Source organism: Lysobacter sp. CC-YZS074 (genome assembly GCF_056739745.1).
The window spans coordinates 1302455-1317099 of record NZ_CP200301.1 but is presented as its reverse complement, the minus strand read 5'-3'; the positions used below and the strand labels follow the sequence as shown (position 1 = coordinate 1317099).

The following is a 14645-nucleotide window of genomic DNA, read 5'->3' as shown; positions in this document are numbered from 1 at the left end:
GACATCGGTTCCCATAATTCGCCCCCTCACTCCCAGGGGAAGCGACCCGATGTCCGGTTCCAAGTGCCGCCGCCGCAATGGCCTGCTGTTGTCTGTCATGGCCCCCACCCTGCTGACGTCCGCCATCGCCCAGGCACAAAGCACCGATGACGCCCTCACGCTCGATGCCGTCACCGTGGTGGCCGAGCGCGCTACGACCGCTACCAAGACCGACACCCCGCTGACCGAAACACCCCAGGCGGTCAGCGTGGTCACCTCGGCGCTGTTCACCGATCGCGGCGCGCGCAACCTGCAGGAAACGCTGCGATACAGCGCCGGCGTCACTGCCGAGGCCTGGGGCCTGGACACCCGCGGCGACGGCAGCACGATCCGCGGGCTGGATCCGGTGCAGTACCTCGACGGCATGCGCCGGATCTACGGCTTCAGCCCGATGGCACGGCCGGAGGTCTACGGCCTGGAGCGGGTGGAAGTGCTGCGGGGCCCCTCGTCGGTGCTGTACGGCGCGGGTGCCACGGGCGGCATCATCAATGCGATGAGCAAGCGGCCGAGCTTCCGCGATTTCGGCGAGATCGGCCTGCAGGTAGGCAACTTCGACCGCAGGCAGTTGCAGGGCGACATTGCCGGCACCCTTGGCGGGGCGGGCAACATCGCCGGCCGGCTGGTCGGGGTGCTGCGCGACTCGGGCATGCAGACCGACGAACTCGAGGACGATCGCCTCTACATTGCGCCGTCGCTGACGTGGCGCGGCGAGCGCAGCACCCTCACCGTGCTGGCGAGTTACCAGCGTGACCAGACCGGCTCCAGCCAGCAGTTCCTGCCGGTCGCGGCAACCCTGAACGCCCCTCCCGGCCGCCGGCTCGACCCCTCGACATTCCTCGGCGACAAGGAGTTCGACAAGCTCGATACCCGCATGGCCAGCGCCACGATGCTGTTCGACCACGCCTTCAACGACGTGGTCACCTGGCGTTCGAACCTGCGCTACATCGATGGCGAGACCGAATTCCGCGAGCTGTTCCCGGACACCTACACCAACCCGGAAGATCCCTTCATCGACGAAGACGATCGCGTGCTCAACCGTCTGTCCTACGGCGTCCGGCCCAACCACCGCATCCTGAGCGCGGACAACTCGCTGCAGTTCGACTTCGCCACCGGCGCCTTCCGGCACCTGCTGCTGGCCGGCGTGGACTACACCGACTTCCGGGAGGAATCGTGGACCTTCTCCGGCATGGCGACGCCCATCGACATCTACGACCCGGTGTCCACCGGCGTGGTCATTCCCGAGTGGCAGCGCCTGCCCGACCAGCGCACCACCCAGACCGGCGTGTACGTGCAGGACCAGATCCGCTACGCCGACCGCTTCTCGCTGGTGGTGGGTGCCCGCCGTGACCACGCCCGCACCGAAACCGAGGGCCTCGCCGACAAGACCGACAACGCCACCACCTACCGCATCGGCCTGATCGGCGAACTGTGGGACAACGTGTCGCCGTACGTCAGCTACTCCGAGTCGTTCCTGCCGGTGGCCGGCCAGGACCTGTACGGCCGCGCGTTCGAGCCGATGCGCGGGCACCAGGTCGAGACCGGCGTGAAGTGGCAGCCGGTCCGCAATGCGCTGGTCGGCGCAGCGGTCTACCGCATCACCGAGACCAATCGGCAGACCAACGATCCCGACAACGTGCTCAACGTCGTGCAGACCGGCGAGATCGAGTCGAAGGGTGTCGAACTGGAAGGCGCCTACGCGTTCGACGGCGACTTCACCGTGACCGCCAGCTACAGCCACAACGAAGCCGAAGTCACCCGCAGCAACTACGCGCCGGAGGTCGGCCAGCGTTTGAATGACACGCCGCAGGACCTGGGTTCCATGTGGGTGTCGAAGGGCTTCGATCTCGGCGGCGATCTCCGCTTGCGCGCCGGCCTCGGCGGGCGGTACGTCGGATCCACCGTGTCCACCGGTGCGGCCGGCACCCTGCGCACACAGAGCTACACACTGGCCGACGCACTGCTCGAGCTGGAGCTGCCGGCGTGGACGTTCGCGCTCAACGTGACCAACCTGCTGGACAAGGAATATTTCGCGCCCTGCCGCACCTTCGGCGACTGCTTCAGTGGCAACAAACGGACCGTGACCGGCACGGTCACCTACCGCTTCTGATCGTGACCCGTCGAGGCCGCCATGCAACGTGACACCCTGAAAGCCTGGTTCCTGGTCCACAAGTGGACCAGCCTGGTGTGCACGCTGTTCCTGTTGATGCTGTGCGTGACCGGCCTGCCGCTGGTGTTCGGCGAGGAGATCGCACACCTCACGGGCGCCGACCCGGAGGCGGCGCCGGCAGCCCCCGGCGCGCAGCCGGCCGACCTCGACGAACTGGTACGAATCGCGCTCGCCGAGTATCCCGGCGACGTGCCGCTGTTCCTCGGCTGGGACGACCACTCGCCAAGTGTCTACGTCAACACCGGCGCGCGGCCGGACACGCCGCCGGCGGAGATGCACACCGCCATCATGCACGGCTACACCGGCGAGGTGCTGCCGGCCCCGCAGTTCAACGAGGGCGTCATGTACTTCCTGTACCGGCTGCACACGGACGTGTTCGTCGGTCTGCCGGGCATGTTGTTCCTCGGTGCGATGGCGCTGCTGTTCGCCGTGGCGATCGTGTCGGGGCTGGTGCTGTACGGGCCGTTCATGCGCAAACTGCGGTTCGGCACCCTGCGCACGGGGCGCAGCCGCCGGCTCGCTTGGCTGGACCTGCACAACGTGCTCGGCATCGTGACGCTCGGCTGGGCCTTCGTAGTCGGCATCACCGGCGCGATCAACACCCTCGCCGGCCCCCTGGAACAGGCGTGGCAGGCCGAGCAGCTCGGCGAGTTCGCGGCGCGCTACGAAGGACGTCCACGCCCGGCGCGACTCGCCTCGCTCGACGCCGCGGTCGCCACCGCCCGCGCGGCGGAGCCCGGCATGACGCCGGCCTTCGTCAGCTTTCCCGGCACCGGCTACAGCGGCGACCACCACTACGGCGTGTTCATGCACGGCAGCACACCGCTGACCGAGCGGCTCTACCGGCCCGTGCTGATCGACGCCGAAACCGGCGAGCTGACCGCACGGCCGCAACTGCCGACCTACATGACCGTGCTGCTGCTGTCACAACCGCTGCACTTCGGTGACTACGGTGCAATGCCGCTCAAGATCCTGTGGGGGCTGCTGGACCTGCTCACGATCATGGTGCTGGTGAGTGGCCTGTATCTCTGGTTCAGGCGCGGCAACGCCGAAGCACGCATCCGGGAACTCGATCGCATCGCCGCCGGCGAGAGCGTCGATGGAGTCCGTGCATGACGCGCCCGTCCGGAGCCTCGCGCGGGCCCTATGTCGTGCCGGGATGGATCACCCTGGCCAGTATCGTCGGGCTGGTCAGTGCACTCGTCGGTGATGGCCCGTGGGACGCGCTTTCGTGGCTGACCTTCGCCACGCTGGTCACGTTGGCGGGGCGGGCCTGGTTGCGGCGCGATCGCGGAAGATAGGGACCGCCTACCCGCCCGTCATGCACCGCTGCCATGCCGCGGCAGCGGCGGGCTTGCCGTCATCCCAGTCCAGTCGGCTGGTGCCGCGTGTGCGGCGGTAGACACTGTCGAGCTGGTCGCACTGGTCTTCGAAGGGCCGGCCGTGGTCATGCAGGAACACGTTGATCCCCAACATGACCGCCGGCTCGAAATCCTCGTAGGCCAGACCCTCCCGGTAAAAGGCGGACTGGCGGTAATGGGAACGCCAGTAATGCAGCTCGCGATCGAAGTCGACAAAGCTGGGAGGTGCCACGTGTTGGACGTGCCCGGACATTTCGCGTTGTCCCCTGAAGCTGCAGCCCCCTGCCAGGCCATGCTCGCGCCGATCGGGTGGCTGCTGCAAACGGACACATGAAAGATTCAGGGAAGCGCTCGCGTGACCGGGCCGCCGGTCACCGGTTTTCGCGCGACCCCGCCACCCGCACGGGAGCTGGCCGAGGCCGCGCGCCTGCAGCTGGAAGCATGCACGGTCGCGGAGGCGACCCCGATCCGGAACTGTTGAACCGCGCCACCCGCCTCCAGCGCGTGATCATGGCCGCGGCGGACATCGCAGAGGACAAGCCGCCGAAGCGAACCGGACGCGGCGGATGAGCCCAGGCGCGGCCGCGACACGGTCCGGCCCGGGCGCGTGCGATACCTTCGGCTACACCACCGCCGCCTGGTGCACCCCCGCCACCGCTCTGCCCGACGGATCGGCCGCGCTCGCGAAGGCCGCGTCCCAGGCGATCGCCGCGGGCGATGAACACGCGATCGATTTCCCGCCGGGTACCGTCTGCGCGCAGGCCTCGCCGGGGAACAGCCGGTCGAACATACGGCGATAGAAGTACGCCTCCTTGCTCTGGGGCGGGTTCACCGGGAAGCGGCTGGAGGCGGCGGCGAACTCGCGGTCGCCGACGTGCGCCCCCGCGTGGGCCTTGAGCGAGTCGATCCAGCCGTAGCCGACGCCGTCGCTGAACTGCTCCTTCTGCCGCCAGAGGATCGAGTCCGGCAGGTATCCGTCGAACGCCTCGCGCAGCACCGCCTTCTCGATCCGCACCCGGCCGTCGGCACCGGTGCCGACCATCTTCGCGCCCGCGTCCATCCGCATCGCCACGTCGAGGAACTCGACGTCGAGGAACGGCACGCGCGCCTCCACGCCCCAGGCCATCATCGACTTGTTCGCGCGCAGGCAGTCGTAGTTGTGCAGCGCGTCCAGCTTGCGTACCAGCTCGTCGTGGAACTCGCGCGCGTTGGGCGCCTTGTGGAAGTACAGGTAGCCGCCGAAGATCTCGTCGCTGCCCTCGCCCGACAGCACCATCTTCACGCCCATTGCCTTGATCCGCCGGGCCAGCAGGTACATCGGGGTGGAGGCGCGGATGGTGGTGACGTCGTAGGTCTCGACGTGGCGGATGACGTCGGGCAGCGCGTCCAGCCCCTCCTCGATGGTGTAGGTGAAGCCGTGGTGCACGGTGCCCAGCGCCTCGGCCGCCACTTCGGCAGCGGCCAGGTCGGGCGAACCTTCAAGGCCGATCGCGAACGAATGCAGGCGCGGCCACCAGGCTTCGGCGCGGTCGTCCTCCTCGACCCGGCGGCGGGCGAAGCGCGCGGCGCAGGCCGCGACCAGCGACGAGTCGAGGCCGCCCGACAGCAGCACGCCGTACGGCACGTCGGTCATCATCTGCCGGTGCACCGCGCGCTCGAACGCCTCGCGCAGCTCGTCGGGCGACACCTGCACGCCGGCGGTGGCGTCGTGCGCGCGCCACGCGCGGTCGTAGTAGCGCTGCAACCGGCCGGTGGCGCTGTCGTAGAAGTGACCGGGCGGGAACTGGGCGACATCGCTGCAGGTGCCGACCAGCGCCTTCATCTCCGACGCGACCCAAAACCGGCCGCTGCCATCGTGGCCCCAGTACAGCGGGCAGACGCCGATCGGGTCGCGCGCGATCACGTGGCGGCCGCGGGCGCTGTCCCACAGCGCGAAGGCGAAGATGCCGTTGAGGCGGTCGAGCCAGCCACCGATGTCGTCGTCCTGCGCGTACAGCGCGTTGATGACCTCGCAGTCGGAGCCGGTCTGGAACTCGTACGGCCGCGACAGCGCGTCCTGCAGCTCGCGGTGGTTGTAGATCTCGCCGTTGACCGCGAGCACCAGCCGGCCGTCGGCCGAGCGGATCGGCTGGGCGCCGCCGGCGGGATCGACGATGGCGAGCCGCTCGTGGACGAGGATGGCGCCGTCGTCGGCATGCACGCCGCTCCAGTCGGGGCCGCGGTGGCGCTGGCGTTGCGAGCGCTCCAGCGCGTCGCGGCGCAGTCGCGGGAGGTCGTCGCCGGGGGCGAGGCCGAAGATGCCGAGGATCGAACACATGGCGCAGGTTTCCTTTGCAGTGGTGGACGGGGGCGGTCTGGCAGCTGCGTCACGGAAACAAAAAGGCCCGCACTTCGCAGTGCAGGCCTGGGAGAACGATGAGCTTGTCGCGTACGAGCTAATCGCCGGCCTGCGGAGGGCTGGCGTTGTTATTGCTGCGGTTGTGGGTGGACAGCGACATGGTGGTCGGCCTTGAGTGGTGCACGCGGGACACGCCCGCTTCGAAATCGATCAACGCACCCCGGCGGGGCAGGCGGCCAACCGGACGTATGATCCGGGTCGGGCCTGCCGGGGAAGACGAATGCCGACACTGTCGATCGATCGTGGCCACGATGCAAGTGGCCGCCCTGCCGTCGCCGCGGTCCTGCTGCTGGCCTTCGTGCTGGCGGCGTGGCTGGGCTTCCGCCAGGACCGCCCGCCACCGCCCGCGGGCGCCGACGCGCCGGCCGATGCGTTTTCCGCGGCCCGCGCGATGGACGTGCTGGAGCGCATCCTCGGCGAGCAGCGCCCGCACCCCACCGGCAGCGCCGCCAACGTCGCGGTCCGCGATGCGATCGTCGCCGAGCTGCGCGCGATCGGACTCGAGCCACGGGTGCAGCGTCGCTTCGCCTGCGGCGGCTTCACCTGCGCCACGGTCGACAACATCGTCGCGCGCGTGCCCGGCGCGTCGGCCGACGACGCCGTGCTGCTGTCGGCCCACTACGACTCGGTCGCCGCCGGGCCGGGCGCCTCCGACGACGGTGCCGGCGCGGCCGCGGTCATCGAGACCGCGCGCGCCCTGCTGGCCGGTCCGACGCCGGCGCGCGATGTCTGGCTGCTGCTCAACGACGGTGAGGAGCTCGGGCTGATCGGCGCCGAGGCCTTCGCGCGCGAGCCCGAGTTCGCCCGCATCGGCCGCGTGGTCAACCTGGAGGCACGCGGCACCACCGGCGCCAGCCTGCTGATCGAGACCCACGCCGGCAACGCGGCGCTGTCGAAGCTGCTGCGCCGCTCGCTGGCGGCGCCGGCCGGCTCGTCGCTGGAGTACGAGATCTACAAGACGCTGCCCAACGACACCGACTTCACCGTGTACAAGCGCGACGGGCTGGCCGGCGCCAACTTCGCGTGGGCGCGCGGGCCGGCGCGCTACCACACGCCGCTGGACGACATCGCCCACCTCGACCCCGGCTCGCTGCAGCACCACGGCGACCATGCGCTGTCGCTCGCGCGCGCATTCGCCGCGGCCGCGCCGCCGGTGGACAGCGACGCCGACGCGGTGTTCTTCAGCCTGCCCGGCAACGTGATGGCCGGTTGGCCGGTGGCGTGGAACCCGGCGTTGCTGGCGCTCGCGCTGCTCGGCTGGCTGGTGCTGGGCTGGCGGCTGGTGAAGGCCCGCACCGCGCGCGCACTGGCGTTGCCGATCGCCGGCGCGCTGGTGCTGGGCGGCGTCGCGGTGCTGTTCGCGGCCGGCATGCTCGGCCACCTGCTGCTGCGCGCGCTCGGCGCGATGCCGGCGACGTGGACCGCGCAGGGCGGCGCGATGACCGCCTGCATGCTGCTGCTCGCAGTCGGGCTGCTGGTGCCGCTGGGCTGGCTGGTGCGGCGGCTGTGCGGCGAGGCGGCGCTGGCCTGGGCGGCGCTGCTGCCGTCGGCGCTGATCGCGATCGGCGCGGTGCTGTGGATGCCCGGCGGCGCGCACATCGGGCTGCTGCCGGTGCTCGCCGGCGTAGTGGCCGGCCATGTTGCCCCACGCCGCGCGGTGTTGTGGGCGGGCCTGGCCGCGCTGCCGGCGGCGTTGCTGTGGATGCCGTATGCCGCGGGTGCGTACGACGCGGTGGGCCACGAAGGGCTGGTGGCGGTGCCGGCCGTGGTCGGCTACATGCTGTTGCCGCTGCTGCCGGCGGTGCTGGCGCTGCCGCGCGGGGCGACGGTCGCCACCGCGGCCGGCTGGCTCGGCGCGGCGGCGTGCGCCTTGCTGGCCCTGGCGCAGCCGGCCTTCGACGCCGACGTGCCGCGGCCGGCCAACCTGCTGCTGGTGGCGGGACCGGAAGGGTCGCGGCTGTTCGCGCAGTCGAGCGCCGCGTTGCCCGACGACTTCCTGCGCGACACCGGTTTCGGCCGCGCGCGCGAACCGATGAACCCCTGGGGCACGACCGGCCTGCCGGGTCCGCGCGGCCCGTCGCTGGCCACGCCGACCGTCGTGATCGAGCAGCGCGAGGTGATCGGCGACCGCCAGCGCCTGCAGGTGCGGTTGCGCTCGGCGCGTGGCGCGACGACCGGCGGACTGATGCTGCCGGGCACGGTCGATCTCGGTTCGGTGCGGGTCGACGGGCAGCCGCTGGCGGAGTCGCGCTGGCATGCCCGCCGCGAGCCGTGGCGGGGCATCGCGGTGGTCGGGCTTGGAAGCGACGGCACGGTGTTCACATTCGAGCTGCCACTCGACGCCGGCCCGTTCCACGCCTACGACCGTTCGCACGGCCTGCCGGCGGGACTGGAGGCGGTGAAGGACGCACGCGACGCGATCGGCGTGCCGATCGGCGGCGGCGATGCCGCGATCGCATGGACCACGGTGGAACTGCCGGCGGTCGCTTCACCCGACCCCGGCGACGCCGCTCAGCCGGCCAGCAACCGCTCGATCAGCGCGAGGTAGAGGTCGGGCAGTGCTTCGAGGTCGGCGACGCGTACGTGCTCGTCGACCTGGTGGATGCTGGCGTTGACCGGCCCGACCTCGATGCACTGCGCGCCCAGGGGCGCGATGAAGCGCGCATCGGAGGTACCGCCGCCGGTGCTCTCCTCCGGCGGCGCACCGGCGAACGACCCCAGCACCTCGCGCGCGGCCAGTCGCAGCGGCCCCTCGGGCGTGTGGAACGGCTCGCCGCTGCGGTGCCAGTGCAGCGCGCAGTCCAACCCGTGCCGCGCCAGCACCGCCTCGCATTCGGCCTCCAGCCGCGCCGCGTCCCAGTGCGGGTTGTAGCGCAGGTTGAACAGCACCCGCAGCTCGCCCGGGATCACGTTGCTGGCACCGGTGCCCGCGTCGACGTTGCTGATCTGCAGGCTGGTTGGCGGGAAGGTCCCGTAGCCGTCGTCCCAGCGACGCGCGGCGAGCTCGGTCAGCGCCGGCAGCGCCTGGTGGACCGGGTTGCGCGCCTTGTCCGGGTACGCGACGTGGCCCTGCACGCCGCGCACCGTCAGCGTGCCGGTGAGCGAACCGCGCCGGCCGACCCGCAGCAGGTCGCCGAGCCTTGCCGTCGACGACGGCTCGCCGGTGATGCACCAGTCCAGCCGCTCGCCACGCTCGCGGAACCGCTGCGCGACCCGCCGCACCCCGTCGATCGCATCGCCTTCCTCGTCCGAGGTCAGCAGCAGCGCGAGCCGGCCGCGATGGCCGGCATGCGCGGCGACGAAGCGTTCCGCCGCGACCACGAACGCCGCCACGCTGCCCTTCATGTCCGCCGCGCCCCGGCCGTACAGCACGCCGTCGCGGATCTCCGGCACGAACGGATCGCTCGCCCACGCCTCGCGCGGCCCGGGCGGCACCACGTCGGTGTGGCCGAGCAGCACCAGCGTCGGCCCCTCGCCCCCATGCGTGGCCCACAGGTTGTCAACCGCGCCGAAACGCTGGTGCTCGCAGGTGAAGCCGGCGGCGCCGAGCCGGTCGGCGATCAGTGCCTGGCAACCGGCATCGTCGGGCGTGACCGACCGCCGGGCGATGAGGTCGCGGGTGAGCTGGAGGACGTCGGACATGGGATGGAAGTTACCTGTGCCTGTGATCCGTAGGAGCGGCTTCAGCCGCGATCCGGCAATCGTTCGCCCGGGCCGATTCCACGATCGCGGCTGACGCCGCTCCTACAACAGCGGAATGCACCGGGGCGCATCGCGGAGCGACGCGCTTCAGCCGACGCCGAAGCGCTTCTTGAAACCGTTGTCGCTGAAACCCTGGGTGACCACGCCGTCACCGGTGGCCACCACCGGCCGCCGCACCAGCTGCGGATACTCGCGCAGCAGCAGCTTCCACTCCGCATCGCTGCCCGGCGCCTTGCGGTGCTCCGGCAACTGACGCCACGTGGTCGAGGACCGGTTGATCATCGCGTCCCAGCCACCGAGCGCGTCCTTCCACGCGACCAGTTCCTCCGGCGTGCGCGGCTCGTCCCGGTAGTCGACGAACCCGTGCTCGACGCCGAAGCGATCGAGCCACTTGCGCGCCTTCCGGCACGTATCGCAATTCTTCAAACCGTAAAGCGTCGTAACCATGGGACTCCAGCAAAGTTCCGGGACGTGGGCGGGCATTGCCACGGGCGTCGACAACCACCCGCGAAACCGTCAGTCAGCCAACCCGCGCAGCAGCTCGTTCACGCTCGTCTTCGCCCGCGTCTTCGCATCGACCTTCTTGACGATCACCGCGCAGTACAGCGAATGCGACCCATCCTTCGCCGGCAGCTGGCCCGATACCACCACGCTGTACGGCGGCACCGACCCGTAGCTGACCTCGCCGGTCGCGCGGTCGTAGATGCGCGTGCTCTGGCCGAGGAACACCCCCATGCCGATCACGCTGTGGTGGCCGACCACGAAACCCTCGACCACCTCCGAGCGCGCACCGATGAAGCAGTGGTCCTCGATGATCGTCGGCGTCGCCTGCAACGGCTCCAGCACACCGCCGATGCCGGCGCCACCGGACAGATGGCAGTGCCTGCCGATCTGCGCGCACGAACCGACCGTCGCCCAGGTGTCGACCATCGTGCCCTCGCCGACGTGCGCCCCGATGTTAACGAAGCTCGGCATCAGCACCACGTCGCGGCCGATATGCGCGCCGCGGCGGACGATCGCGCCCGGCACCACCCGCGCCCCCAGCTGGCGGAACGCCGGCTCGTCGAACTCGGCGAAACGCGCCGGAATCTTGTCCCAGAACGGCGCCGGGTAGGACTCCACGACTTCCATGTCCTGGGTGCGGAAGTACAGCAATACCGCTTTTTTCAGCCACTCGTTGACCTTCCAGCCGCCGTTGCCGTCGGGTTCGGCGACGCGGAATTCTCCGTTCTCGATGCCCTCGATCACGCGCTCGACGGTCGGCCGGGTCGAGCCGTCCATTTCCTCAGGCGTCAACGTGCCGCGGCGCTCGAACGCACTCTCCACCACGATCTTGAGTTCGTCGGCGATCGACAGCCGCGGCGTACTCTTCTTCGTGGCCTTCCCTGCGGGGGTCTTCTCCGACGCAGGCTTGCTGGCGGCCTTCTTGGGTGGACTCATGGGGTTTCTCCTTCGATACAGGCGAGCAGCGCGTCGTTGAGCGCCTGCTGGCGTTCGGGGTCCAGCGGACGGTCGCGACCGTCGCTGCCGGTGGCGGTGATCTGGAAAACATCCTCGGCGCGCTCGCCGAAGGTGGCGATACGGGCGTCGTGGACCCGCATGGCCTGGTTGCGCAGGGTTTGCGCCACATCGGCGAGCAGGCCCGGGCGATCGGTGCAGACCAGGCTGAGCGTGGTGCGGCCGAGGTCGGCGTCGTCGAAGGCGATGCGCGGCACGATCCGGAAATGCCGCAGGTGCCGCGGCAGCGTGCGACGGGCGGGACGGATCCGCTCCAGCGGCCCGGACAGCGCCTGCGCGAGGCGGCGCTCGACCTCGTCGGCCGCGGGCGCGTGGCGGCTGTCGGCCGGAATCACTTCGAACGTATCGAAAATGGTGCCGCGCGGACCGTCCAGCACGCGCGCCTGCTGGATCGCCAGTCCGGCGCGGTCGAGCGTGGCGACGATCGCGGCGAATAGGCCGTCGGCGTCTGGGGAATGGACGAACACCTCCAGCGCGCCGGCATGCGCGGGGACGGGCCGCACCCGCACCCGCGTGTCGCCCGCTTCAAGGCCCTGCAACGCGGCGGCCTGCCACGCCAGCTGGTCGGGACGGCCGCGCTGGAAGCCGATCGCGGGCATGCGTTGGAACAGCGGCTCGATGTCGTCTCCGGCGATGCCCTGCGCCAGCAGCAACGCCCGCACGGCCGCACGCGTTTCGGCGCTGCGCTCGTCGGCGGCGAGCGGATGCTCCAGCCCTCGCCGCAAGGCGAGCCGGGTGGCGGTGTACAGATCCGCCATCAACCGGTCCTTCCAGGCGTTCCACAGCTTCGGCGAGGTGCCGGCGATGTCGGCGCAGGTCAGCAGGTAGAGGTGGTCGAGCCGCTCGCGGTCGGCCACTTCGGTGGCGAACCGGTGGATCACGTCGGGGTCGGCGAGGTCCTGCTTCTGCGCCGTGATCGACATCAGCAGGTGCTTGCGCACCAGCCATTCGACCAGCGCCGCGTCGGTTTCCCCCAGGCCGACGGTGAGACAGAACGCACGCGCGTCATCCGCGCCGAGTTCGGAATGGTCGCCGCCACGGCCCTTGGCGATGTCGTGGAACAGACCGGCCAGCAGCAGCAGCTCGGGCTTGCGCAGGCGCGGCCAGGCTTCGTGGACGAGCGCGAAGCGCGGGTCGCGTGCTCCCGAGGCGAAGGCTTCGAGAAACTTGAGCACAGTCAGGGTGTGCTGGTCGACCGTGTAGACGTGGAACAGGTCGAACTGCATCCGCCCGGAGACCTTCTGGAATGCCGGAATCCAGCGGCCCAGCACGCCCACCCGTGCCATGCGGGTCAGGCTGCGGACCGGCTGTTCGCCCCGCAGCAACCCCATGAACTGCCGGCGCAATGCATCGTCGGCCCGGGCGTAATCGGGAAATTCCGGCAACGCCTCGGCCAGCGCGCGGGCGGTGTGCGAATGCAAGCCGCGGGTCTCGCCGCGGCGTGCCCAGGTCTCGAACAGCGCCAGCACTTCGCCCGGGGAGTGCGGCCAGTCGGGGTCGCGCGCAGCCAGGTAGCCGCGGCGCAGCTCGAACAGTCCATCCAGCGGTTCGGGCTCGGCCTCGCCCTGCAGCTGCTCCTCGAACCGTTGCAGCAACCGCTCGCCGATCCGCAGCACCAGCGAGGCGCTGCGGTAGAAGCCCTGCATCATCTGTTCGACCGCCAGCGTGCCGCCGGCGTCCTCGAACCCGAGCCGCGCGGCCAGCAGCTTCTGGTAGTCGAACCGCAGCCGCTCCTCGCGCTTTCCCGCGACCAGGTGCAGCCCGTAGCGCAGGCGTGCCAGCGCGCGGCGTTCGCGCTCGATGGTGGCGACCTCGTCGGCGCCGAGCTGGCCGAACGCGACCAGCGACTCCATGTCGGCGGTGCCGATGATGCGCAGCGCCATCCAGTGCAGGGTCTGCACGTCGCGCAGGCCGCCGGGGCCTTCCTTGAGGTTGGGCTCGAGATTGTCGGCGGTGTCGCCGTAACGCGCGTGGCGCTCAAGCAACTCGTCGCGCTTGGCCTCGAAGAACTCCTGCGGCGGCCATACCTGACGCGGCGACACCGCGCCCTGCAGCTCGCGCCGCTCGTGCTCGTTGGCGGCCAGCGGCCGCGCCTCCAGCAAGGCGGTCAGCACGGTGATGTCGGCCGCCGTCTCGGTGCACTGGGCGAGCGAGCGCACGCCGTGACCGACCGGGAGGCCGGCGTCCCACAGCAGCGCGAACAGCCGCGCCAGCGCGTCGGCATGGGCGAGCGAGGCGGCAGGATCGGCCATCACCAGCAGATCGACGTCCGATTGCGGGTAGAGCTCACCGCGCCCGTAGCCGCCGACGGCGAACAGCGCCAGCTCGGCGTCCGGTGGGATGCAGCGCTGCCAGGCGGCCTGCACGAGCACGTCCACCGCGGCCGCCCGCTCGGCGAGCAGGCGGTCGATGTCGACGCCCGCATCGAACCGCCCGGCGAAGCCCTCATCGGCCCGGGCGAGTTCCTCGCGGGCCTGCGCCACCCAGCCGGTGTCGTCGTCGGCGGCCGGCCCGGCCTGCCCGGCCGAATCCGTCGCCCGGTCGGCTGGGACGGGCGTGGTCATAGGTCGTTGTCGTCGCCCGGCAGGCGCGTGAGGATCTCCACGCCGTCGTCGGTCACCGCCACGGTGTGCTCCCACTGGGCGGACAACTTGCGGTCCTTGGTGACCACCGTCCAGCCGTCGGGCAGGACCCGCGTGTGACGGGTGCCTTCGTTGATCATCGGCTCGATGGTGAAGGTCATGCCCGGCTTCAGCACCACGCCCTGCCCCGGCCGCCCGTAGTGCAGCACCTGCGGTTCGTCGTGGTAGACCTTGCCGATGCCATGGCCGCAGTACTCGCGCACCACGCTGAAGCGCTCGGCTTCGGCGTAAGCCTGGATGGCGGCGCCGACATCACCCAGCGTGGCGCCGGGCTTCACCGCGCGGATACCGCGGAACATCGCTTCGCGGGTGACCTCGACCAGCCGCCGGGCCATCACCGACGGCGTGCCGACCATGTACATCCGGCTGGTGTCGCCGTGCCAGCCGTCCTTGATCACGGTGACATCGATGTTGACGATGTCGCCGTCCTTCAGGACCTTCGCCTCGCTCGGGATGCCGTGGCAGATGACGTTGTTGACCGAGGTGCAGACCGTCTTCGGGAAACCCTTGTAGCCGACATTGGCCGGCACGGCGCCCTGCACGTTGACGATGTGGTCGTGGCAGATGCGGTCCAGCTCCTCGGTGGTCACCCCCGGCTTCACGTGGGCAGCGACGACCTGGAGCACTTCGGCGGCCAGGCGGCCGGCAACGCGCATCTTCTCGATTTCTTCTGGGGTCTTGATGGGGACTGGCATCCGGCCATTATCGCCGATCCGGCTGGCTTCCGGGCCGAACCGCGGCGGCATGCCTGCCGGCCGAGCCGGATCGGCCCGCAGTCATCGATTCCTGCGGAGCCGACCGGTGCCCCGTCACAAAGT

11 protein-coding genes are annotated in these 14645 nt (G+C 70.5%); 4 read left to right on the top strand and 7 right to left on the bottom strand.

Annotated elements, in window-relative coordinates:
* Positions 1–49 precede the first annotated feature (49 nt).
* Genes U8331_RS05925 through U8331_RS05915 form a run of 3 tightly spaced genes read left to right on the top strand, consistent with a single transcriptional unit; the run spans position 50 to position 3507 of the window.
* Positions 50–2146, top strand: coding sequence for a TonB-dependent siderophore receptor (locus U8331_RS05925; protein ID WP_481132678.1), 2097 nt, complete (start codon positions 50–52; stop codon positions 2144–2146).
* Positions 2147–2167: 21 nt separating this feature from the next.
* Complete coding sequence (locus U8331_RS05920; protein ID WP_481132677.1) at positions 2168–3322, top strand: PepSY-associated TM helix domain-containing protein; 1155 nt, start codon at positions 2168–2170, stop codon at positions 3320–3322.
* Positions 3319–3507, top strand: coding sequence for a hypothetical protein (locus U8331_RS05915; RefSeq protein WP_481132676.1), 189 nt, complete (start codon positions 3319–3321; stop codon positions 3505–3507). Before U8331_RS05920 ends, U8331_RS05915 begins: the two co-directional genes overlap by 4 nt.
* A gap of 7 nt (positions 3508–3514) precedes the next feature.
* On the opposite strand, the gene U8331_RS05910 is transcribed toward U8331_RS05915, so the two are convergent.
* Positions 3515–3799 carry a hypothetical protein gene (locus U8331_RS05910; RefSeq protein WP_481132675.1) on the bottom strand — a complete coding sequence of 95 codons (285 nt, stop codon included), beginning with the start codon at positions 3797–3799 and terminating at the stop codon, positions 3515–3517.
* Positions 3800–4189: 390 nt separating this feature from the next.
* Positions 4190–5884, bottom strand: a complete 1695-nt coding sequence (asnB, locus tag U8331_RS05905) for an asparagine synthase B (protein WP_481132674.1) — start codon at positions 5882–5884, stop codon at positions 4190–4192.
* A 301-nt stretch (positions 5885–6185) separates the two neighbouring features.
* Between asnB and U8331_RS05900 the strand changes: the two genes are divergently transcribed.
* Complete coding sequence (locus tag U8331_RS05900; protein WP_481132673.1) at positions 6186–8513, top strand: M28 family peptidase; 2328 nt, start codon at positions 6186–6188, stop codon at positions 8511–8513.
* Here U8331_RS05900 and dapE read toward each other — a convergent pair.
* The 5 genes from dapE to map all read right to left on the bottom strand — a co-directional run bounded on the left by dapE (position 8477) and on the right by map (position 14522).
* On the bottom strand, positions 8477–9607 hold the full coding sequence (gene dapE, locus U8331_RS05895) for a succinyl-diaminopimelate desuccinylase (protein WP_481132672.1): 1131 nt from the start codon (positions 9605–9607) through the stop codon (positions 8477–8479). The two genes, U8331_RS05900 and dapE, sit on opposite strands and share 37 nt — an antisense overlap.
* Before the next feature lie 147 nt (positions 9608–9754).
* Positions 9755–10114: a Spx/MgsR family RNA polymerase-binding regulatory protein gene (locus U8331_RS05890; RefSeq protein ID WP_481132671.1), complete on the bottom strand. Its 360-nt coding sequence runs from the start codon at positions 10112–10114 to the stop codon at positions 9755–9757.
* Between the two features lie 69 nt (positions 10115–10183).
* On the bottom strand, positions 10184–11107 hold the full coding sequence (gene dapD / locus U8331_RS05885) for a 2,3,4,5-tetrahydropyridine-2,6-dicarboxylate N-succinyltransferase (RefSeq protein ID WP_481132670.1): 924 nt from the start codon (positions 11105–11107) through the stop codon (positions 10184–10186).
* Positions 11104–13749 carry a [protein-PII] uridylyltransferase gene (gene glnD / locus U8331_RS05880; RefSeq protein WP_481132669.1) on the bottom strand — a complete coding sequence of 882 codons (2646 nt, stop codon included), beginning with the start codon at positions 13747–13749 and terminating at the stop codon, positions 11104–11106. Before glnD ends, dapD begins: the two co-directional genes overlap by 4 nt.
* Positions 13746–14522, bottom strand: a complete 777-nt coding sequence (gene map, locus U8331_RS05875) for a type I methionyl aminopeptidase (protein WP_481132668.1) — start codon at positions 14520–14522, stop codon at positions 13746–13748. Before map ends, glnD begins: the two co-directional genes overlap by 4 nt.
* Positions 14523–14645: the final 123 nt, after the last annotated feature.

What these genes read in the sequence shown, in the direction of transcription:
- glnD (WP_481132669.1), bottom strand. Translation starts at nt 13,749, where the DNA reads ATGACCACGCCCGTCCCAGCCGACCGGGCGACGGATTCGGCCGGGCAG.
- asnB (WP_481132674.1), bottom strand. Translation starts at nt 5,884, where the DNA reads ATGTGTTCGATCCTCGGCATCTTCGGCCTCGCCCCCGGCGACGACCTC.
- U8331_RS05915 (WP_481132676.1), top strand. Translation starts at nt 3,319, where the DNA reads ATGACGCGCCCGTCCGGAGCCTCGCGCGGGCCCTATGTCGTGCCGGGA.
- U8331_RS05900 (WP_481132673.1), top strand. Translation starts at nt 6,186, where the DNA reads ATGCCGACACTGTCGATCGATCGTGGCCACGATGCAAGTGGCCGCCCT.
- map (WP_481132668.1), bottom strand. Translation starts at nt 14,522, where the DNA reads ATGCCAGTCCCCATCAAGACCCCAGAAGAAATCGAGAAGATGCGCGTT.
- U8331_RS05925 (WP_481132678.1), top strand. Translation starts at nt 50, where the DNA reads ATGTCCGGTTCCAAGTGCCGCCGCCGCAATGGCCTGCTGTTGTCTGTC.
- dapE (WP_481132672.1), bottom strand. Translation starts at nt 9,607, where the DNA reads ATGTCCGACGTCCTCCAGCTCACCCGCGACCTCATCGCCCGGCGGTCG.
- dapD (WP_481132670.1), bottom strand. Translation starts at nt 11,107, where the DNA reads ATGAGTCCACCCAAGAAGGCCGCCAGCAAGCCTGCGTCGGAGAAGACC.
- U8331_RS05890 (WP_481132671.1), bottom strand. Translation starts at nt 10,114, where the DNA reads ATGGTTACGACGCTTTACGGTTTGAAGAATTGCGATACGTGCCGGAAG.
- U8331_RS05920 (WP_481132677.1), top strand. Translation starts at nt 2,168, where the DNA reads ATGCAACGTGACACCCTGAAAGCCTGGTTCCTGGTCCACAAGTGGACC.